Source organism: Adhaeribacter aquaticus DSM 16391, from assembly GCF_000473365.1.
Lineage (GTDB): Bacteria > Bacteroidota > Bacteroidia > Cytophagales > Hymenobacteraceae > Adhaeribacter > Adhaeribacter aquaticus.
This window is the reverse complement of the sequence record NZ_KI421517.1, coordinates 4,652,668-4,675,252: the sequence shown is the minus strand read 5'-3', so window position 1 is coordinate 4,675,252 and position 22,585 is coordinate 4,652,668. Positions and strand designations below refer to the sequence as shown.

The following is a 22,585-nucleotide window of genomic DNA, read 5'->3' as shown; positions in this document are numbered from 1 at the left end:
CTGATTGTAAGGCTTTTTTTTGATGACATTTTTGTTAAAACTAAGCACGCTTAACGTTAACTGCATTCATTCCTTTTTTTCCTTCTTTTAACTCAAAAGTCACTTCGTCATTTTCTCTGACATCGTGTACCAGTCCAGAAACGTGTACAAAATATTCCTGATCTGAATTTGTTTCTTTAATAAAACCAAAACCTTTTGAGTCATTAAAGAATTTTACTGTTCCGCTATGCATGTTATTTTTAATTATTATATACCTACTACATAAATAAGCACGTATATGTTCCAAATTTTTTACAAGATAAGATAAATATTTTACAAGTCTGGTGATAATATTCGTAAAAAGGCTTTTTCTATAAAATACTCCTTAATAAATTTAAGCTATACGATAGGGAGGTTGCTTACATTATAGTATTATTTAATTTTATTACTGAAATCGCAATCCAATTTTATAATTAGATATTTTTAACAAGAAAAGTTGCTTTATAATGGCCCAAGGTTTTCCAAAATGTAAATCTTTTCCATGATAATTGTCTAAATCTGACAGATTAAACTTTTATATACGCTTGTTGCCTACCTGTTTATTGAGTCAGGATTACAAGTTTATAGGTAGGTTATTGTATATATAGATAACGTTTAGCTTTAATAATTGTACCTTTGCCGTTTAAGCTCATTATTAGGGTCTAAACTTATAATTTCCATGGATTTTTCTGCCTTTGGTTTATCTGCTCCTTTACTGAAAGCTATTGCAGCTCAGGGATATGTAACGCCTTATCCTATTCAGGAACAAGCTATTCCAGCTATACTAAATGAACATGACATTTTGGGGATTGCCCAAACTGGTTCCGGAAAGACAGCTAGTTTTGCCCTGCCATTAATAGAGCAATTCCGGGAAAGGAAACCAACGCGCAATAGGTATGTTAAAACATTAGTACTGGTACCTACACGGGAATTGGCTTTGCAGGTGGCTACCGTTTTTCAAAGCTTTAGCTTGTATTTAGGTAATCGGGTTAAAACACTGGCTGTGTTCGGTGGCGTTAGTATCAATCCGCAGATGAAGTCCATGAGTGGTACCGATATATTGGTTGCTACTCCAGGTCGCTTACTTGATTTGATAGAAAACAAGGCCGTTCATCTCTCCGAAGTAGAAGTATTAGTGCTGGATGAAGCCGATAAAATGCTGAATCTAGGCTTTGCAGAGGAGATGGACCGAATTTTTGCCTTGCTGCCTCCTAAACGGCAGAACCTGCTTTTCTCTGCTACCCTGGCCGATGACATAAAAGCTATAAAAGCAAAATTACTCCGTAACCCTGTTGTTATTTCAATCTCATCAGATACTGATGAGACGCAGGTAGAATTGATTAAACAAGTTGCTTACCGGGTTACTCCCGAGCAAAAAGGACCATTCCTACGCTACCTGATTAAACAGCAAAACATGGAGCAGGTGCTAGTGTTTGTGTCCAGTGTCCGGAATGCTGATAACCTGGTAGTAAAGCTGAACAAAAACGGATTGGAAGCAATGGCTTTGCATGGTGAAAAAAGTCAGGGAGCCAGGACCGAAGCGTTACGGCGATTTAAAGCGGGTCTGGTGCGGATATTGGTGGCTACAGATCTGGCCTCACGGGGAATTGACATCCAGTTTCTGCCCTTTGTTATTAATTATGATTTACCCCGGTCGCCTAAAGACTATGTACACCGGATTGGCCGGACAGGCCGGGCTGGGGCTTCTGGTGAGGCCATCTCCCTTATAACCCCAGAAGATGAGCATCATTTTAAAATTATCCAGAAAAAAATGAAACGTTTAGTAGAAACGCACGAAACTGCGGATGTAAATCTGCAGGGCTTCTAAATAAAATGATAAGATAAAATCCAAATAAGTTTTAGGCTTTAATATCAAAATTAGGTTATTAGCTTCTTTCCCCAGATTATATCTTAAGTTTACTTTACTTCTGCTTACAAGTAGCCCAGGTTTACCTGTTAAAAATTGAACTTGGGAATGTATGCAAAAACAGCAGAATGCAACGCTGGTGCGTGTCTATACATTGATTCTTTTATGGTTTTCTGAAATGCAAAGGACCGGCCATATTATTCCTTAATTAATATCTTTTTTATCTCCTTTTAGCAAGCTATCTCTGAAACCAGAAGTTTGATTCACTAAGTACCTCTACGAAAGCCCATATCTGTAGTGAGGTTTATAATAGTTATTTATCCCATTTTTCAATAATATAGATAGTTTCCTTTGCCGGTTGAAACAAACTGGTATAAAACTCCTATACCGGAAAATATAACTATGGAAAATAAAATTATTGTTGGACCCATTTTAGGATTTAGAGGGATGCAGGATGGCAGCTGGTGTACGTCTGCCTTACTAGTTACGCAGGGCAATAGTAATCCGCCACATCTTACTTACACTTCTACAAATGCAACGGAGGTAGCAGCAACGCCAGTTTTATTAAAGCAATTTGAAAATAATTTTTGTTGGCGGATGGACTGGTCGGTGCGTCAAACAGAGGAAGAACAACAAGTAGAATATACGGTAAACAGGTTAAGTACCTTTCGGTATGTTGTTCCGGGGCAGAAAAATCGCTTTCGAATTTGTTATGGTTCGTGTTTTGGTGTGTCAATTCAGAAAGATATAAATAAGGTTCGTAACAAAAATAAAATGTGGAAAGTCCTGGCGCAAGTACATCAGGAAGAGCCATATCACCTGTTTTTTCTGGGAGGGGACCAAATTTATTCTGACCAGGTCTGGGATTTTGTGGAGCCCCTTAAAAAGTGGTTAAGTAAAAAGTTGAAAAAACGCTTACTGGAGCCGTTTACTCCAGATATGGAGCAACAGGTAAACCAATTTTATTTCAAACTTTATATTCAGATTTGGAGCCAGAAAAGACCTGCCGCTATTTTAAGCCAAATTCCAACCCTCATGATGTGGGATGACCATGATATTTTTGATGGTTGGGGCTCTTATATGCCGAAACAGCAAGCCTGTGCTGTATTTCAGGGGGTTTATAAAATAGCCCGTGAGAACTTCCGGCTTTTTCAATTACAGGCAAATGATGAATTTAATTTAGAAAGGGCCACAATATTGGGGGCAGATGGTTTTACTTATGCTTACCAATTAGGAGAATTAGCATTAGTGGCGTTGGATTTGCGTTCGGAACGGACCCAGAATCGGGTAATGCTGCCAGAAACGTGGGAACGATTACATGGATGGTTAGATAAAATAAAAAACCACCAGGCTAATGAGCATAACTCAGATAAACGGTGCAGGCATTTGCTGGTTATGTCTGGTATTCCCATTGTAAATGCTGATTTAACCTTATTGGAAACTGCTTTAAACATTAAGCCGGGGCACCAAAGAATGGAAGATGATTTACGGGATCAATGGCTCAGTAAAGCCCACCAGCAGGAACGTTTGCAGTTTATTCGAAAGTTGTTTGTATTCTCCCAGGAAGCTGCCTGCCGGGTTACAATTATTTCCGGGGATGCGCATGTTGCTTTTACAGGCATATTACAATCCCATAAAGAATCTGGTTCGGTTCCAGAGGCCACCATAATCAACCAGTTTACCTCTTCGGCTATGGTTAATTTACCACCTCCAGCTTTGGTTATTTACATGATGGAAAAATTATTAGCTGGTAAAAGAGAAATATTAGATAAAGAAATTACCGCCCATTTATCTAAGTTTCCGGGAGCATCCCGGCGAATTATTAGTGCCCGTAATTTTTTATCACTTTCTATAGATGAACAGGCAAAACTTAAAGCCGAGTGGTTTGTAGAAGGCATGGAGAAACCGTTTACCAAGGAGGTTTATCCGGTGGGGGCTCGTTCTGCTTAATACCTTATCGTTCTAGTTAGATAAATGGGCGTAAAAAAGTAAACCCTTCCAATCACTTTATTAGGTATTAGCCACTTTTATTCTGTCTATTTATATATTTATTTGTTCCTCCTTTTTACTTAATAATTTATTTAAAGGCTACAAACCACTTTCAAGATCAAAAAAAGATTTATAAAGTTGATTTTACGATAATTTGAAATTCTCAGTGTTTTTATTTTTTGGTTAGGGTAAGAAGGATAGGAGAGAAGACAAAATATTTAATCTAACTGGTTTTGTCGGAATCGCCACAGAGACTAAAAATAAATTGCTGATTTAGGTGGGTGTTGTAAGTAGTTTAAGCCAGTAAAAAGAAGTAAAAATTAAAGAGGATTTTGAATAAGTAAATAAAAAAGAGCCATAGGTATTAACTATGGCTCTTTTTTAGCAAAAGAGGATTATCCCCGGTTATACAAATGGGTCCATTCCTTTAGCGTATTTTCAGCTTGTTGGTTAAGTTGACCGGGAATTAACCGCCAGCCCCAGTTCCCATCAGCGGCACCAGGAGTATTCATGCGTCCCTGCTCATCAATACCTAAAACATCCTGCAGCGGCAATATGGCGGTTTTGGCTACAGAAGCATAGGCCAGGCGGGCAAATACCCAGTTAATATCATGTTCACTTAATCCCCGACCTACATAATGCTCAATCTGCTGGTGATATTTATGGCCTTCCTGGCGGTACCAGCCCAAAGTTGTATTGTTATCGTGGGTGCCGGTGTAAGCGATAAAGTTTCGGGCATAATTATGCGGTATGTAATCATTCTGAGGCATTTCATCGCCAAAAGCAAACTGCAGTATTTTCATACCCGGTAAGTTAAAATCATCGCGCAATTTTAAAACCAGATCATTTATTTCACCTAAGTCTTCGGCTACAAATGGCAAACTTCCCAGTTCCTTCTCCACAAAGGTGAAGAAATCATTTCCTGGTCCAATTTTCCATACCCCGTTTTTAGCAGTACTCTCACCAGCTGGTACTTCCCAGTAGTCGGCAAATGCCCGGAAATGGTCTAGACGCACAATGTCGTATAATTCCATATTCTTGCGCAAGCGGCCAATCCACCAGTCATAGTTGCGATCTTTCAGCACGTCCCACTTAAATACTGGCATCCCCCAAAGCTGACCATCGTCTGAAAAGGAATCGGGTGGTACACCGGCCACACCGGTCATGTTGCCTTCCTCGTCGAGTGCGAATATAGCCTGGTCACCCCATACATCTACCGAGTCGTAGGAAATGTAAAATGGCATATCGCCAAATAACTGGATGTTGCGGTTGTTGCAATAAGTGCGCAGGCGTTTCCACTGCTTCGTGAAAATAAACTGAATCCATTTAATCTTTTCAATAGTTTCAGCATGTTCATCAGCTAGTTTTTCTAAGGCTTCCGGATCACGTTTTTTATATTCTTCCGGCCACTGGAACCAGGCAGCACCATTGTGTTGGCCTTTTAATACCATATATAAGGCAAAATCATTCAGCCAAGCTCCTTCAGTCAGACAAAAATCAACAAACTGTGACTGTAGGGTAGGGAAGTCACCGGATTTGAAGGTGACAAATGCTTTATCCAACAATTCATCTTTTACTCGTTTAGTAGCCTCATAGTCTACAGAACCTGTTTGCGGAAGATGGTATTGAGGTAACTCTGATTCTTGCAATAGACCTTCCTTGGCCAGTACCACCGGGCTAATAAGTAATGGATTCCCAGCCCGGCTTGATATGGAGCTATAAGGGGAATACCCCTGACCTTGCTCTACCGGATTGAGAGGTAACAATTGCCAGTACTTCTGATTAGAGCGATGTAGGAAATCAGCAAATTCCCGAGCCTGCGGACCCATATCACCAATGCCAAACGCAGATGGCAAAGAGGTAATGTGCATTAAAATACCGGCGCCACGTTCGTTAACTGCTTGTAGCTTAAGTAAAGCCAGTGGTACTGTATTAAATAATTCTCTTACGTGCAGTTCGTGCGCATATTGGCCGGTGGTGCGCAGGAGCATATTTGTCCAATCGGCAGGGGCGTCTTCGGGTAGTACTACTTTGGTATCTTTCCAATCAATAGCCAAAACATCCACCCCTTGTTCCTGGCATAATTGTGCTACATGGAGGGGAACTACCGTAACGTACCAGGTACGGAGGTGCTTCCGGGCAAAAGCCAGCACGTATTCGCTATACTCACCTTCTACTTCTAACGGAATGTAATCTCCTTTCTGGAATAAATCAGCATTGTTGCGCCTTTCTGTTAATAAGTTACGAGTTAGCCATAGCTTAATACGGGCATCATACCGGTTCTCCCAAAGCTCTTCCCATAGCCGGTCATACCGGTTCAGGTCGTATTCATCCAGTTCTTCTAAATAACGAAGCCTTTTTTCGTAATCTACCTTGCGGCGGTTATCAGGGTCTACTAAGCTTAAATCCCATAGTTCGGTACCTTGGTAAGTATCCGGTACGCCCGGGCAGGTAAACTTGAGTAATACCTGCGATAAAGAATTAATAATGCCAAAATCAGCTACTTTTTTATGGATGGGCTCAAAGCTTTGCCAGAAAGCTGATTGTTTATCCTGTAGTTTGGTGGCGAAGCTTTGAGCTGCTTTTTCGTATGCTTCGTTAGGGGAAGTCCAGTTAGAATTTATTTTAGCCTCCCGTAAGGCTTTTTGGATATACTCTTCCATCCGTGGGCCGCAGTTGTCCTCATCTTGCCCGGGCATCGGATAGGCTCCCAATAACGTTTGGTAAATAAAATATTCATCGTTTACTTCTGGCTTATTTTCTGTTTTCAGGTCGGCTGTTAACTTTTGCCACTCCTGTACTTTTTTCACCCATTCTTCTGGTAAATCAGTGATCACATTTAAACGAGCCCGTACGTCTTCTCCGCGTTTAGTATCGTGGGTAGAGGTGGTATTAATTGCCAGCGGCCAGTGTTTTTGCCGGTGCAGCATGGCTTCATGAAATTCTGATAAAGTATTAAAGCCAAAGGCTTCCGGAGAATCGCCTACTTCATTATGGCCTGCAAACCGGTTGTAGGTGTACATTAACGTATCCTCAACACCTTTTGCCATTAAAGGGCCACTAAATTGCATCAAGCGCTGATAAAATTTAGTTGCCCGCTCGTTGTAACCCTGGTCACCGGTTTGGGTATTTTCTATGATGACTTTTTGCAGTAAATCTACTGCCGGAGTTACTTCTGGTTTCCGGGTCCGGATATGTTCTAGAATTTTTTTAACCTCAGTTGTTTCTGTTTCGTCCAAGGGTAGCGCATTTCCATAATACCGGTAAACAGGGCACTGGATTAAGAATTCACCTATAGCACCTTTTAAAATTTCCGGATCAACAGCACTTGGTTCATTTTCATTCAGCAGGTTTAATTCCAGAAATAGTGAGTTCAGGTTGTCTAACTCGCCTCCCATGTGCGCAGCTAAAATATGAGCTTTTTTATCATGAATTTGCTCCTGCACTTCGGCTCCTGCACCTACCAGGTCGTGGTAAAACTGCGTAAAAGTTTCTTCTGCTTTTTTGTTTGTGAAAACGTTATTCACGGTGGCCAGAAATTCATAACCCGTGGCTCCCTGAATAGGCCAGCTATGGGGCATATCCTCCCCAGGTTCCAGAATTTTTTCTACTACAATGTAGGCTTCCTCGCCCATCAAAGCTCTTAAATCGTCCAGATAGCTACTGGGGTCATAAAGTCCGTCAATGTGATCGATTCTAACCCCCTGAAATACACCATCATCCTGTAAGGCTTTAATAAACTGGTGATAGGTTTGGAATACTTCCGGATCCTGAATATTTAAACAAATCAGGCCGTTTACAGTAAAGAAACGACGGAAATTAATCTGGTAATCTGTTTCTTTCCAGGAACACAACCGGTAAGCTTGTTCATCAGCAATTTGGCTTAACCGTTCCGGGTCATTATTAATGGCTTCTAAAGCTTTTTCAATTCCTGTTTTAACAGCTTCATTTTTCATTAAACCAGCTAAAGATTGCTGAAAATCTGCAAAACCATTGCTAAAAGCAGTAGCCTCTTCTGTGTTGTGCAGGCTTTCCAATGTTTGCAAGGCCTGTTGAATGGCCTGAGATTGTTCGCCGGCGCCTAATATAGTAGCATAGGAACGGGGACCTACCGGGTAGGCGCTATCGTAATATTTTAAGACCAATTTTTGCTGCGCTTCGTCGTAAGCTAACTTTAGCTCCCCATTCTTAATTACTTCCTCCAGGTCTGCGCCCAGGAAAGGTACCATTATGCGGCCTTGCAGGGATTGGTTGTTCCAGGCTATATCAAAAAATTTAGCATATTCCGATTGTGGCCCTTTCTCCAGTACATCCATTAGCCAGGTATTATTTGGATGGAAGGCCATATGGTTGGGTACAATATCCTGTAACCAGTTTATACCATTTTCTTTTAAGAGGCGGCTGTATTCACGTAATTGCTCCTCGGTACCAATTTCCGGATTAATCCGATGCGGGTTTACGCCGTCGTAGCCGTGTGTACTACCCGGAGTAGCCTCGAATATGGGAGAGGCATAAACAGTACTTACTCCTAGTTTTTGTAAATATGGAATTACTTTTTCGAAGTCTTCGAAGGTAAATTCTTTATGAAATTGAAATCTATAGGTAGTTACGGGGTTATTCATAGATAAATAGTTTCCTAAATTATTAAGCAGTATCTATACTGTAATTGCAAGAATAGGTTTAGCAGAAAAAACTAACATTTAAGTCTTTAGAAGGAGAAGTAGAGGAAAACGTTTTTTTAACTTTATTTCCCTCATGATTTCTTAAAAGTTCACCTTTGCCTTAGTATCATCCTGTTAAAAATTAGGTCAGGGTTAGATTAAATTTTTATTTAAATAAGGCTGAACCAGGTCCTGTTAAGAAAAAATCCCCACTTCATCAGGTGGGGATTTTTGGTTACAATTTTTAGGCGTTGGTATACATTAGAAAGGACTCTGGACCTAAAACAATAGTTGCTCCAGCTTCTACTGTATCTGGACCATCAGCATTTCCCCTCCATTCCGGTGCACCAGAATCCAACAGCTTCTTACTTTGTTTTATGAAGCTAGGTACAGTTATCTTTTGTTCTTCCTGTGAAAAATTCATAAAGCAAGCAATATGCTCAGCATCGTGCCACCGGTGTAAAATCAACGTTTTTTGATTTTCCATTGCTTCCACTTCCAGGTTGTGGCGGTTTAGGTTCTTTAAAGCTGATAGCTCCCGACGCAGTTTTAACAAGGTTTGGTACCACTTAAACATAGTTTGGTGCGGTTCCTGGTTTAGCAAATCCCATTGCAGTTTCGATTCGTTAAAAGTTTCTTCTGCTACCGGATCCGGCGCTTCTCCTTCGGCATGGAACGCTGCAAATTCTTCTTTACGTCCTTTACGTACTGCCTCCGCTAATTCCGGATCGGTGTGGCTTACAAAATACAGAAAAGGATGTGGTTCGCTATATTCTTCCCCCATCCATAGCATGGGGAGGTAAGGGCTTACCATAACAGCACCAGCCAATAATTTCTGCATATCAAAGCTAGTCAGCTGGCTTGTTCGCTCACCCAACATGCGATTGCCTACCTGGTCGTGGTTTTGAGAAAAAACTATAAATTGTTTACCTGGATTTCTCTCTGCTTTTATACCAAATGTTTTATTCCGGTGCGGCGAAAACTGCCCGTCATATACATAAGCATCTTTATAAGTTTTAGCTAAATGAGCAATACCGGTAAAATCACCATAATACCCCGTGTTTTCACCAGTGGCAGTTACCCGTAAGGCATGATGGAACTCATCAATCCACTGGGCATCCATGCCAAAGCCTTGTTCCTCCAGCGGGTTAATAAACCGGTTGTCGTTCAGGTCCAATTCCACAATCATGTAATGGGTGCGGCCAGTTTCCTGCATTAACTGATTTACAAACTGTTTCATTTCCCGCAGAATATGGGTTGGGCTAAAGTCTTTAATGGCATGAACCGCATCCATCCGAACCGCATCAATATGGAAATCGCGGAACCACATGAGCAGGTTCTCTATAAAATACCGCCGCACCCCATCGCACCAGGCATCATCAAAATTTAAAGCCGGGCCCCAGGGTGTATTGTATTTATCTGTAAAGTAGTGCCCATAAACTCCCAGATAATTTCCTTCTGGCCCCAAATGGTTATATACTACATCCAGAATAACGGCTATACCTTTCTGATGGCAGACATCAACCAGGTGCTTTAAGCCTTCAGCGCCACCGTAAGAATCCTGCACGGCATACGGAAATACGCCATCATACCCCCAGTTGCGGCTACCCGGGAATTGGGCCACCGGCATAATTTCAATAGCATTTACCCCTAATTCCTTCAGGTAATCCAGTTTTTCTTCCAGGGCGGCAAAAGTGCCGGTTGGGGTAAAAGTACCGGTATGGAGTTCATATAATACATAGTCTTCCAGCGGAATATTCTGCCAATTCTCATCCGTCCAGTTAAAAGCTTTTACATCCAGGGCCTGCGAATTACCATGCACGCCTTCCGGCTGAGATACCGAGGAGGGATCGGGGTATTCCTGATCTCCATCCAGCACAAACTGATACAAGTCGCCGGGTTTTAATTTCTCGGTAGTGGTGGTCCAGTATCCAAACTCTTCTTTGGTTAAGGCTATTCGGGTGTTATCTTGCTGTAACCGGATTTCCAGTTTTTCTGCTTTGGGAGCCCAAACCTCCACCACGGCCTCGCCGTTCCCGTTAAAATTAACGCCTAATTGTCTTTCCTTTACGCTTATTGCCTTCATTATTCTGCTGCTTTTTCCAATGGGTTTTTTAACACCACTACGGAACGGGTTTCAACCGTAATAGTTTGACTTGCTTCATATAATTCGGCCTGATCTCCAACCTGGTCTTCAAATGTATCTAACACTTTAAACCAGTTTTTACCATATTTTTCTCCAGGTAATTTATAATCCATTGGGTGGTGGGAGGCATTAAAGATAATATAGAAGGAATCATCCAGAATTTTTTCTCCCTGTGGTCCCCGAGTACGTACCCCATATCCGTTCAAATAAACAGCCAAGCATTTTGCATGGTCTTCGTTCCAATGTTCTTCTCCCATTGGAGAACCATCTGGTAAGAACCAGGCAATATCTTCGGTTTCTAGGCCATGAATAGGTTGACCTTGGAACCACCGCCGCCGCCGGAAAACCGGGTGATCTTTCCGCAAGTGGATTAACTTTCGGGTAAATTCTAATAATCCCGTATCAGCTTTATCCCAGTTTAGCCACGAAATTTCATTATCCTGGCAATAAGCATTGTTATTACCGCCCTGGGTACGGCTTATCTCATCGCCGGCCACCAACATCGGAACACCTTGCGAGAGGAATAAAGTAGTTAAAAGATTACGTTTTTGGCGGTCACGCAAAGCGTTTATTTCCGGATCATCGGTTGGTCCTTCTGCTCCACAGTTCCAGGAACGGTTGTGGCTTTCGCCATCATTGTTATTTTCGCCGTTGGCTTCGTTGTGCTTCTCATTGTACGATACTAAATCGTGCATGGTAAAACCATCGTGGGCGGTAATGAAGTTGATACTGGCAGTTGGCCGGCGGTAATCGTCTAAATAAAGATCAGAAGAACCCGTAAATCGTTGCGCAAATTCAGCTAACATACTGTCTTCGCCACGCCAGTAGTCGCGCATACAATCCCGGTATTTACCGTTCCATTCCGTCCAGCCCGGAGGAAAGCCGCCCACCATATAGCCTCCTTCACCAATATCCCAAGGTTCAGCTATTAATTTTACTTGCGAAATAATTGGGTCCTGGTGGATAATATCAAAGAAGGAACTTAGCCGATCTACTTCGTGGAGTTCCCGAGCCAGTGTTGAAGCTAAATCGAAACGGAACCCATCTACGTGCATTTCCAGAATCCAGTAACGCAGGCTGTCCATTATCAGACGGAGTACGTTAGGCAGATTTGCGTTAAGGGTATTACCGGTACCGGTATAATCCATGTAGTAACGCTGGTTGTCTTCCATTAGCCGGTAGTAAGAGGCATTGTCTATTCCTTTAAAGGAAAGAGTGGGTCCTAATTCGTTTCCTTCGCCGGTAGTAAGAGGCATTGTCTATTCCTTTAAAGGAAAGAGTGGGTCCTAATTCGTTTCCTTCGCCGGTAGTAAGAGGCATTGTCTATTCCTTTAAAGGAAAGAGTGGGTCCTAATTCGTTTCCTTCGCCGGTAGTAAGAGGCATTGTCTATTCCTTTAAAGGAAAGAGTGGGTCCTAATTCGTTTCCTTCGCCGGTAGTAAGAGGCATTGTCTATTCCTTTAAAGGAAAGAGTGGGTCCTAATTCGTTTCCTTCGCCGGTAGTAAGAGGCATTGTCTATTCCTTTAAAGGAAAGAGTGGGTCCTAATTCGTTTCCTTCGCCGGTAGTAAGAGGCATTGTCTATTCCTTTAAAGGAAAGAGTGGGTCCTAATTCGTTTCCTTCGCCGGTATGGTTATATACTACATCCAGAATTACTTCTATTCCGGCTTTATGAAACTCTTTTACCATATTTTTAAATTCAATGACCTGCTGGCCTAAAGCGCCACTGCTGGAATACCGTACATCCGGAGCAAAAAAGCCAATGGTATTATACCCCCAGTAGTTGGCAAGCCCTTTATCTTCCAGAATACTATCGTTCACAAAGTGATGCACTGGCATTAGTTCAATGGCTGTAATGCCTAATTCTTTCAGGTACTTAATAGTAACCGGATGAGCTAATGCGGCATAGGTTCCCCGTATCTCTTCCGGAATTTCGGGATGCATTTTTGTAAAGCCTTTTACATGGGTTTCGTAAATAATGGATTGGAAGTAGGGGTATTTCGGAGCTGTGTCACCTTCCCAATCAAAGTTGGGATCTATTACTACAGCTTTTGGAATATACGGAGCACTATCTTCGTCATTAAAGCTTAAATCAGCGTCTTCATGACCCATTTGGTAACCAAATAGGGAATTATGCCATTTGATAGTACCCGATATAGCCTTGGCATATGGGTCTAGCAAAAGTTTATTGGGATTAAAGCGGTGGCCATTATTAGGATCAAAAGTGCCATGAACCCGGTAACCATATAATTGACCGGGTTTTATGTCCGGGAGGTACGCATGCCAGATTTGGTGTGACCGCTCAAACATTTTAATACGATGGGTTTCTGTCTGGTCTTCAGTTGAGTTGAAAAGGCATAAATCTACATCTGTAGCATTTTGGGCAAAAAGGGCAAAGTTTACGCCATTACCATCCCAGGTGGCACCCAAGGGGTAGGGGGTACCCGGATATACTTTTAAATCCATAAATATCTTTTAAAAATTATAGCAAAGAAAAATTAGTGTATAAGGAAAAATTTTACTTGTCCCTTTACGCATAAATATTCAATATGATATATGTTGGATAAAGATATTATAAAGTATTTGCCTCTTATTTGGGTTAAAAGAAAACTGAATTAGTATTAATTTTGTTAGGAGGTGTGAAAAAATGAATTTTCGGAGGCGATCGTATATATTTATTAATTAGAATATAACTAGACTACTTCAGAAAATCTTCAGAATTAAAGGTTATAATACAATTTTTTAAATGCTTTTGTTTCTTTACTGGTTAAAACAAGATCATAAGATTTAAAAAGTATAAAAAACATTATGAAATATAGAATTTATTGATATTTTTGTAAAAAGTATTTTACTTTTAAAAAAAGAGCAGTAAAGAAGGAACGAGGGGGAAATTTGAAAGAAATTTTTTTTAACATAATTCAACCTAAAGACATGGTAAGAAAGTGGGCTTCCTTTTTCTTATTTTGCTTCTTAATTCATACACTGGTATTTGCTTTCTTCCCTAGAAAACATTTAGCAGACAGGTTGCCTTATGCCCTTATTAATGAAACCCTAACAGAAGATATTGAAGAAGAAGAAATACTGGAGGAACCAGAATATTTTGCCCAACACATACTTCTGGAAATTATGGACTTATCAGAAGAGTTTAGTGATATGGGGCAGTCCAATTTCCATCTGAAGCCCAACCGTTTCTATTCTTCCCTGGCTCTTGGTGTTTACTTTTTTTTAAAAGCCCACTATTTTTTATTTCAGGAATCACAGGAGGAGAAACCATCTCCAACTTACAGTGGTATCCTCAATTTATTACCTGAGTATTATTCCTTCCTGTTTCGGCTCACTCCTTTTTAATCCAGTTCCAGGGCTATTTCATAGCCTAGTATTCCCATTTTATTATTCCCGATTTTAACCTTTAGAGGTTAAATCTGCTTGCGCTATTCTGACACTATTGTCGCAATTCCTTAGCGTTTAAAAATTTAATTATGAATAATTTAGAAAAATTTAACTGGATATTTAATTTAGTGATAGGTGCCTTTGTGTTTGGTTGCACCGCCAACGGACAAACCGATAAAAAGCTCACCTCCCCGCCAAGTATGCCGGTTACCCGGGTTGTTACCAAAGATACGTTGTTGCACCAGGATTATGTAGCCGATGTTCAGGCATCTAAGCACGTGGAAATGCGGGCTAGAGTGACTGGGTATTTAGAAAATATTTTGGTAGATGAGGGGCAGATGGTAAAAAAAGGTCAGCCGCTTTTCCGCATAAACCCAACTGAATATAAGGCAGAGGTAGACAAAGCCAAAGCTAATTTAAACAGTGCTATTGCCGAAGCAAAAGGTTTTGAAGTAGAAGTAGAGCAGGTAAAGCTTTTAGTTAACAAAAAAGTGATTTCTGCCTCTGAATTAAAAATGGCTCAATCTAAATTAGGAGCAGCAAAGGCCAGAATAGAAGAAGCCCGATCTGCTTATAACAATGCGGCCACCCGCTTAACTTATACTTATATAAGAGCTCCTTTTGCTGGTGTTATTGACCGGATTCCGCTAAAAGTAGGTAGTTTGATAGATGAAGGAACCTTACTGACCACTATTTCTGATCTGGAAAATGTATTTGTTTACTTTAAAATTTCAGAAAAAGAATACTTAAATTATGTAAAGTCAAAAGATAAAGGTAATTCCAGCAGCAACATTGTAGAACTTATTCTGGCGGATGGATCTACCTACCCTTTAAAAGGGAAAATAGAAACCATGGATGGCATATTTGAATCTAATACCGGTTCCATTGCTTTCCGAGCTAAATTTCCTAATAGAAAACAACTACTAAAGCACCATTCTTCGGGTATGGTACGGCTTACCAGTGAGGTGGATGATGCTTTAATTATACCACAAAAAGCCGCAATAGAAATTCAGGATAGAAACTTTGTTTATGTGGTGGATAAGAATAATCGCGTAAAAATTAGAAGTTTCAAACCTAAAAATAGGTTGTCTCATTTTTATATAGTTGAATCTGGCTTACAAGCGGGAGAACAGGTAGTTTACGAAGGTGTTCAGGACTTAAAAGATGGAACGGTTATTAAGCCGGTACAAGTCCCAATGGATAGCATTTTCGCAGCAGCTTACTAGCCTGTAGATGGATTGGTGTTTGAAAGGCAAGTGAATTTTCGGATTCGCCTGCTATTTGTTTGGCTTTTAGATTCAAGATAAAAATGTTAAAAATGTTCATTGAGCGACCGGTGCTATCACTGGTTATATCGCTCTTCATTACTTTTTTGGGTATTCTGGCCCTATTTAATTTACCTGTTACTTTATTCCCGGAAATTGTTCCGCCTTCGGTGTCGGTTACGGCCAAATATACGGGTGCCAATGCCGAGGTATGTACCAAGGCCGTTGCCACACCGCTGGAGAGAGCCATAAACGGGGTACCCGGCATGACATACATGTCTTCGGTAACGGGTAACAATGGTATTACAATCATTCAGGTTTCATTCGAAGTTGGTACTGACCCGGATCTAGCGGCAGTAAACGTGCAGAACCGGGTTATGACGGTAATTGACGAATTACCGGAAGAAGTTATCAAAGCAGGGGTAAGTACAGAGAAAGAGGTAAACAGTATGTTGCTTTACCTGAACCTGATGAGTGACGACCCAAAGGCTGACGAACGGTTTGTATACAATTTTGCAGATATTAATATTCTCCAGGAATTAAAACGGATTGAAGGAGTAGGTTTCTGCGAAATCATGGGTTCTAAAGATTACTCTATGCGGGTTTGGTTAAAGCCAGACCGTTTAGCAGCCTATAAAGTATCTACGGATGAAGTTATTAATGCCATTCGGGCTCAAAACCTGGAAGCTGCTCCCGGTAAAGCGGGTGAAAGCTCCGGACAGGATGCGCAAATGCTGCAATACGTTTTAAAGTACACGGGTAAATTTAATGAACCAGAACAGTACAAAAACCTGGTAATCCGGGCAAATGAAGATGCTTCCGGCTCTGTTTTACGCTTAAAAGATGTAGCGGATGTTGAATTCGGTTCCTTTGATTATGGTATGGTTTCTAAAACAGACGGAAAACCATCTGCTTCCATCATGATTAAGCAGCGCCCGGGTTCTAATGCAAAAGAAGTAATTGCTAATATCAAAACCCGGATGGCGGAGCTTCAGGGCTCAAATTTCCCGCCAGGTATGAAATATAATATTGCCTATGATGTTTCCCGATTCCTGGATGCCTCTATGCACGAGGTATTCCGGACTTTAATTGAAGCATTTATCCTGGTATTTATTGTCGTATTTGTTTTCCTGCAGGATTTCCGTTCTACTTTAATTCCGGCCTTAGCTGTACCGGTTGCGCTTATAGGTAGCCTTTTCTTTATGCAGATGTTTGGGTTCTCTATTAATATGTTAACCTTGTTTGCCTTAGTGCTAGCCATTGGTATTGTAGTAGATAATGCCATTGTAGTAGTGGAAGCCGTGCACGCAAAAATGGAGGAAAAGCACATGTCGCCGAAGGAAGCTACGCTGGAGTCAATGAACGAAATCAGTGGAGCGATTGTGGCCATCACCCTGGTAATGTCGGCGGTGTTTGTTCCGGTTGCATTCATGACTGGTCCAGTTGGCGTTTTTTATCGCCAGTTTTCTTTAACACTAGCCGTTTCTATTGTTATATCGGGTATTAATGCTTTAACTCTTACGCCAGCACTATGTGCATTAATGTTAAAAAATAACCACGGTAAAGAAAAGAAAAACGGCCCTCTACAACGCTTCTTTAACAAATTTAACTTTGGTTATGGAAAAGTAGAAAATTCTTATCGGGGATTGGTAGCCCGTATAGCCGGCCGCAAAGCTGTTACGGTGGGTATGCTGCTAGTATTCTTTGGTGCTACTTTTGGTTTAGGTAAAATATTGCCTACCAGTTTTATTCCGGTAGAAGACCAGGGAATGATTTATGTAAACGTAGTAACCCCGGTTGGAGCAACTGTAGAGCGTACTGATTATGTATTAGATAGAATTGAGCAGGCGTCTCAGAAAATTGGATCGGTAGAATCTGTATCTACCCTGGCAGGTTATAGCCTTTTAACTGAATCGGCGGGAGCTTCTTACGGGATGGGTATGATTAACCTGAAGAGTTGGGATGACCGTGAAGAATCAGTGGATGATGTTATTGCTATGTTGCAGGAGCAAACCAAAGATTTAAAATCAGCTAAAATCATGTTTTTCTCGCCGCCCACCGTGCCTGGTTTTGGTAACTCGGCTGGTATGGATATGCGGTTACAGGACAGGAGGAGAGATGGCGATTTGCAGGAAGCTTCCAAAGTTACGAATCAATTTATCGAAGCTATTCAGAAATCTCCGGTAATTGATGATGGCGCCTATACCATGTTCGACCCTAATTTCCCGCAGTACATGATTCATGTGGATCAGGATATGGCGGCCAAACAAGGGGTGACTATTGAAAATGCTATGGGTACCTTACAGACCTTAATGGGAAGTTATTATGCTTCTAACTTTATTCGGTTTGGTATGATGTATAAGGTAATGTTACAGGCTGGCCCGGATTACCGCACTAAACCGGAAGATGTACTAAACATGTTTGTGAAGAATAACCGGGGAGAAATGGTGCCATTTTCTACTTTTATTAAGTTAGAAAGGGTTTACGGTCCAGAGCAGATTACCCGGTACAACATGTATTCCTCTCCAATGGTGGCGCTGGAGCCTGATAATGGGTACAGTAGTGGAGATGTTATCAAGGAGGTGCAGCGCATTGCCCAGGATGTATTACCAGATAACTTCACTTATGTATGGTCAGGTATGGCTCGGGAGGAAATTCTTTCGGGTGACCAGACGACAATCATATTTGTTATCTGTTTAATATTCGTTTACATGTTGCTGGCTGCACAATACGAAAGCTTTTTGTTACCACTCCCGGTAATTTTATCCTTGCCTACTGGTATTTTCGGAGCTTTCATGTTCTTAAAATTCCAGGGGTTGGAAAACAATGTGTATGCCCAGGTGGCCCTGGTAATGCTTATTGGTTTGTTAGGTAAAAATGCTATTCTAATTGTAGAATTTGCTATTCAGCGTAACAAAGAAGGCCTTTCAGTTTTACAAGCAGCGGTGGAGGGAGCGGCTTCTCGTTTCCGGCCAATCCTGATGACTTCGTTTGCTTTTATAGCAGGTTTATTGCCTTTGTGTTTTGCAGATGGGGCCGGTGCCATGGGTAACCGATCTATTGGAACAGCTGCGGCAGGAGGGATGCTTATTGGTACTTTATTCGGGGTAGTTCTGATTCCGGGACTATATGTATTGTTTGCCAGCATAGGCAAAAAGAAAAACAATAAGAAAAAGCAGCCCGCTCAGGAATCATCATATCCACTTGTAAAAGAAGAAATTTATAATGTTAATTAATAAATATATATTAAATTCTCTAGTTAGTCTTATTCTTTTAAGTTTGGTAGGAGCCTGTAAAGTGGCTCCTCCGGTTGCCTTACCCCAAACCAAACAAGTACCCAACAGTTTTGGCGGAGCGACTGATTCGGTTAGTATTGGTGCTATCTCCTGGAAAAAGTTTTTTACCGATCCTAACCTGGTTAATTTAATTGATACGGCCTTACAGCAAAATCCGGATTTACAGATGGCCGTGCAACGGATTGAAATGGCACGAGCAAATGTGATGTTGAGCCGGGGCGCTTTTCTGCCAGGTATACAAGGCGTAGCATCTGCCTCCGTAGATAGGTATGGTGAATATACCATGACCGGAGTAGGTAATTATGATACCAATAAATCTCCTAATATAAATCGGGATCAGCGGGTTACAAATCCGGTACAGGATTACCTGGTAGGGTTAAGAAGTTTCTGGGAAGTTGATTTGTGGGGAAAGCTCCGTAATTACAAAAAGGCAGCATATGCCCGTTTCTTAGCTTCTGAAAAAGGCCGTAATCTAGTTCAAACGGCTTTGGTTGCCAATGTTGCCAGTATGTATTATGAGTTATTGGCTTTGGATAATGAGCTGGAAATTTTAGACCGAAATATTGAGTTGCAGCAATTAGCTGTAGAGCTTATTCAGGTGCAGAAGGCTGGAGGTAGAGCTACCGAATTGGCTGTTCAGCAATTTAGAGCACAGTTACTCAATACCCGTAGTTTGCAGGCTATGAAACAACAGGAAATTGTGGCAATCGAAAACCAGTTAAATTCTATGTTAGGCCGGTTTCCGCAACCCATCAACCGGGGATTACCTTTAAATCAGCAGGTACTGCCCGCTAATTTACAAGTGGGTATTCCGGTAAACTTATTAAGCCGTCGGCCAGATATTCAGCAGGCAGAGTTAGAATTAATAGCCGCTAAAGCAAATGTAGCAGCAGTAAGAGCTTCTTTTTTGCCAGCACTTACTATTTCGCCTTATATTGGATTCAATGCTTTTAAAGCACCCTTACTTTTTGATCCGGCTTCTTTAGCCATGGGGGTATTAGGGGGAGTAACGGCGCCTATCTTTAACCAGAATATCTTAAGATCCGAATACAGAAGAAGTGCGGCCGGAAACCGGGAAGCTTTCTACGGGTACCAAAAGGCACTGCTTACCGGTTATCAGGAGGTATTAACCAGTATGCGGGGTATTGAAAACTATCGCCGGGTTGCTGATTTAAAACAGCAGGAGGTAGAAACTTTACGTAGTGCAGTGGCTACTTCCAATGATTTATTTACGGCCGGTTATGCTAATTATCTGGAAATAATTACTGCCCAGAGAGGCGTATTAGAAGCAGAGTTAGTTCTTACCGATACCAGAAAATCAATATTTCTTTCGTCTATAGACCTTTACCGGGCATTAGGCGGTGGTTGGCAATAACCAATCTTTCTGAAAAGGATAAACTTAAAAAAGCTAACAGAAGTCATTCTGTTAGCTTTTTTTATTGCCGTTATAGCAAGCTCTGTAGTTGATAAGTTATCATCAGGCAACTGAAATTCAATCTGTCAGGTAAAAGCATAAAACTATAAGTTTTACAGGCATAGCACCGGCAGTATATGATAAACTATATAGATATCTTAATTGTTATAATTTTTATATCCAGCATTTATAATGGCTGGTACCGAGGTTTTATTTTTGGTCTATTAGATTTAATCAGGTGGGTTGGTAGCTTACTTCTAGCCTTACGGTTTTATCCTTATTTGGCAAATTGGCTCAATGGTAAAACCGATTGGAGTGAGGCCTGGACTTTACCTGTTTCCTTTTTTGTAGTTGCTATTGTAGCCAGTATTTTGTTGCAAACCGCTGGTTTGTGGGTATTACGGAAGTTACCACCCGATATCCATATCCGGAAAGCTAATCATGCTCTGGGTTTAATTCCTGGTTTTATTAATGCTTTTATTACGGTTGCTATTTTATCAGTTTTACTCCTCGCTTTGCCGCTACCCGAAAGCATTGAAAAAGAAGTGCACGAAAGTAAGTTGGCCGATAAATTTGGCTCTTATACCGAAAGGTTAGAAAATGCCATGACGCCCATTTTTGATAAAGCGGTGGGGCGCACCTTAAATAATCTGACGATTCATCCGGAATCTAATAAAACAATTGCCTTACCTTATAAAGTAGCTAAATCTAAACCGCGGCCAGATTTGGAGGCAGAAATGCTGGAGATGATTAATAAGGAAAGAGCAGCAGAAGGATTAAAACCGTTAAAAATGGATACTGCCTTAACTCGGGTAGCCCGGTTGCATTCTGCCGATATGTTCCGGAGAGGGTATTTCTCGCATTATACCCCAGAGGGCAAAGATGCCTTTTACCGGATACGAAAAGGAAACGTTAAATTTATAACGGCGGGTGAAAATTTAGCATTGGCTCCTTCTTTAACTATAGCCCACGAAGGATTAATGGATTCTCCCGGCCACCGGGCCAATATTTTACGCAAGGGTTTTGGTAGGGTAGGTATTGGCGTAATGGCTGCAGGGCCCCACCGGCTCATGATGACTCAAAATTTCAGAAATTAAATTTATTTGTTTTTGCGACGCATTCTTAGCACAAATATTACAACAATGATTAGTAAAATTATCAGGGCAGGTTTCATGACACGTAGATTTAAAAATAATTTTCCAATATAAAGGTTAAAAGTTATTCTTTTGGTATTTCCACAAAAAAAGTGGTGCCTTGGCCTTCCTCACTTGTTACCCAAATGCTGCCATGGTGTAATTCTACCATGTTCTTTACAATACTTAAACCAAGCCCTACAGGTTCTTCGCCTCTGATGCCAGGTCGGCGGGCGGGTGTAAATTTTTCAAAAATGTGCGGCTGTAAATCAGCTGGAATGCCAATGCCATTATCAGTAACCTTTATCAGAACAAAGTCTTCCTCTTCTTCTAAATCAATAACAATGCTGCCCCCTTCATGAGTAAATTTATTAGCATTATGGAGTAGGTTATTTACTACCTGAATTATTTTTACTTCATCAGCAATAATATAAATTACTTCTGCTGTGTAATTAAATTTTACATTTCTTTTAAAATTAATTTCAGCACTTTTAAAGGCGTCTAGTATGTTTTGAATTTTGGGCACTAAGTTAAATCGGATTTTTCGAAGCCCTATTTCGGAAGACTCCAAAAATTCATTAGTCAGTAAATTGGTAATAAGCTTTATACTTTGTTCACAAGTTTGCTGAATGTAAGATAAAGCCTCTGATATTTTGTTGTTGTGGTAATTAAGCGATTCAGTGTCTATAACACGGGCTAAGTTTTTAATCAAATTTATAGGCCCAGACAAATCATGTGACATAGTATGTAAAACTGTATCTTTTTTATCAGCATATTTTAAAAGGGTAGCTTGGTTAACCTTTTTATTTGTTACATCTTCGGCTATACCCACAATACTTTTGGTATCGTCTTCATTTAGGATGTGGAAAGTCTGCAACGATATCCATTTAACCTTATTGCGTGGGGTCAGGTGTTTGAATTCGGTAACGAGCTGGCTCTGCTTTAAAATGCTTTTTACCCGTTTTTTTACATAATCCTGATCTTCGGGATCTATACTTGCCAGGTAAGACTCAGGATTAGTTAATAAACTACTTCTTTCAGTTTCAAAAATTTCTTCGAATGCTGGATTTATATAGCGAAGCTTTTGTGGGGCAACATCATAAATAAAGAAAGCTTTATCCATCTGTTCTACCAACTGCTCTAATATTATGCTGTTTTCCGGACTTGGTTGCAGAATCATAAGGAAGTAATCATCTTAGGTGGTACTGCCGGTTTTTACGCAAGGAAATAAATTAGGTGGAAGTTTTATAAAATAAATAGCATTTATAAAAATATGAGGCATTACGTTTGGTTCAAGCTTTCCAAATTCAGAAAGAACGAATTTTTGTTAAAAAATTTATAATATTTAATTAAAAATTTAAAATATTTAGGTTATCAAAAAAAAAAGAAGTAAATTGTAACAATCTG

The 22,585-nt window shown here is 40.7% G+C and carries 11 protein-coding genes and 2 pseudogenes; 7 read left to right on the top strand and 6 right to left on the bottom strand.

Annotated elements, in window-relative coordinates:
* Positions 1-40: 40 nt before the first annotated feature.
* Positions 41-232 carry a cold-shock protein gene (locus ADHAQ_RS0123075; protein WP_026464946.1) on the bottom strand — a complete coding sequence of 64 codons (192 nt, stop codon included), beginning with the start codon at positions 230-232 and terminating at the stop codon, positions 41-43.
* Between the two features lie 465 nt (positions 233-697).
* Between ADHAQ_RS0123075 and ADHAQ_RS0123070 the strand changes: the two genes are divergently transcribed.
* Complete coding sequence (locus ADHAQ_RS0123070; RefSeq protein WP_026464945.1) at positions 698-1,846, top strand: DEAD/DEAH box helicase; 1,149 nt, start codon at positions 698-700, stop codon at positions 1,844-1,846.
* Positions 1,847-2,287: 441 nt separating this feature from the next.
* Positions 2,288-3,835, top strand: coding sequence for an alkaline phosphatase D family protein (locus ADHAQ_RS0123065; protein ID WP_157433492.1), 1,548 nt, complete (start codon positions 2,288-2,290; stop codon positions 3,833-3,835).
* 434 nt (positions 3,836-4,269) lie between these two features.
* Here ADHAQ_RS0123065 and treY read toward each other — a convergent pair whose 3' ends face one another.
* The 4 genes and pseudogenes from treY to ADHAQ_RS26855 form a co-directional block, all read right to left on the bottom strand.
* Entirely contained in the window at positions 4,270-8,496 is a 4,227-nt protein-coding gene (treY, locus tag ADHAQ_RS0123060) for a malto-oligosyltrehalose synthase (protein WP_026464943.1), read from the bottom strand.
* Between the two features lie 283 nt (positions 8,497-8,779).
* Entirely contained in the window at positions 8,780-10,621 is a 1,842-nt protein-coding gene (gene treZ, locus ADHAQ_RS0123055) for a malto-oligosyltrehalose trehalohydrolase (RefSeq protein ID WP_034257042.1), read from the bottom strand.
* Positions 10,621-11,925: pseudogene (locus ADHAQ_RS26860) on the bottom strand (glycogen debranching protein); the annotation flags it as partial. The gene treZ and the pseudogene ADHAQ_RS26860, both read right to left, overlap by 1 nt.
* A 318-nt stretch (positions 11,926-12,243) precedes the next feature.
* Positions 12,244-13,146, bottom strand: a pseudogene (locus ADHAQ_RS26855) (alpha-amylase family glycosyl hydrolase); the annotation flags it as partial.
* A gap of 426 nt (positions 13,147-13,572) precedes the next feature.
* On the opposite strand from ADHAQ_RS26855, the gene ADHAQ_RS0123045 reads away from it, so the two are divergent.
* The 5 genes from ADHAQ_RS0123045 (at position 13,573) to ADHAQ_RS0123025 (ending at position 21,142) form a co-directional block, all read left to right on the top strand.
* Positions 13,573-14,028 carry a hypothetical protein gene (locus ADHAQ_RS0123045; protein ID WP_026464941.1) on the top strand — a complete coding sequence of 152 codons (456 nt, stop codon included), beginning with the start codon at positions 13,573-13,575 and terminating at the stop codon, positions 14,026-14,028.
* Positions 14,029-14,159: 131 nt separating this feature from the next.
* The gene (locus ADHAQ_RS0123040; protein WP_034257041.1) at positions 14,160-15,296 is read left to right on the top strand and encodes an efflux RND transporter periplasmic adaptor subunit; all 1,137 of its coding nucleotides are present in this window, start codon (positions 14,160-14,162) and stop codon (positions 15,294-15,296) included.
* A gap of 83 nt (positions 15,297-15,379) precedes the next feature.
* Positions 15,380-18,571: an efflux RND transporter permease subunit gene (locus ADHAQ_RS0123035; protein WP_026464939.1), complete on the top strand. Its 3,192-nt coding sequence runs from the start codon at positions 15,380-15,382 to the stop codon at positions 18,569-18,571.
* Positions 18,561-20,006, top strand: a complete 1,446-nt coding sequence (locus ADHAQ_RS0123030; RefSeq protein ID WP_034257039.1) for an efflux transporter outer membrane subunit — start codon at positions 18,561-18,563, stop codon at positions 20,004-20,006. Before ADHAQ_RS0123035 ends, ADHAQ_RS0123030 begins: the two co-directional genes overlap by 11 nt.
* 176 nt (positions 20,007-20,182) lie before the next feature.
* Entirely contained in the window at positions 20,183-21,142 is a 960-nt protein-coding gene (locus ADHAQ_RS0123025; protein ID WP_071781147.1) for a CvpA family protein, read from the top strand.
* A gap of 121 nt (positions 21,143-21,263) precedes the next feature.
* Here ADHAQ_RS0123025 and ADHAQ_RS0123020 read toward each other — a convergent pair whose 3' ends face one another.
* The gene (locus tag ADHAQ_RS0123020) at positions 21,264-22,358 is read right to left on the bottom strand and encodes a PAS domain-containing sensor histidine kinase (RefSeq protein WP_026464936.1); all 1,095 of its coding nucleotides are present in this window, start codon (positions 22,356-22,358) and stop codon (positions 21,264-21,266) included.
* Positions 22,359-22,585: the final 227 nt, after the last annotated feature.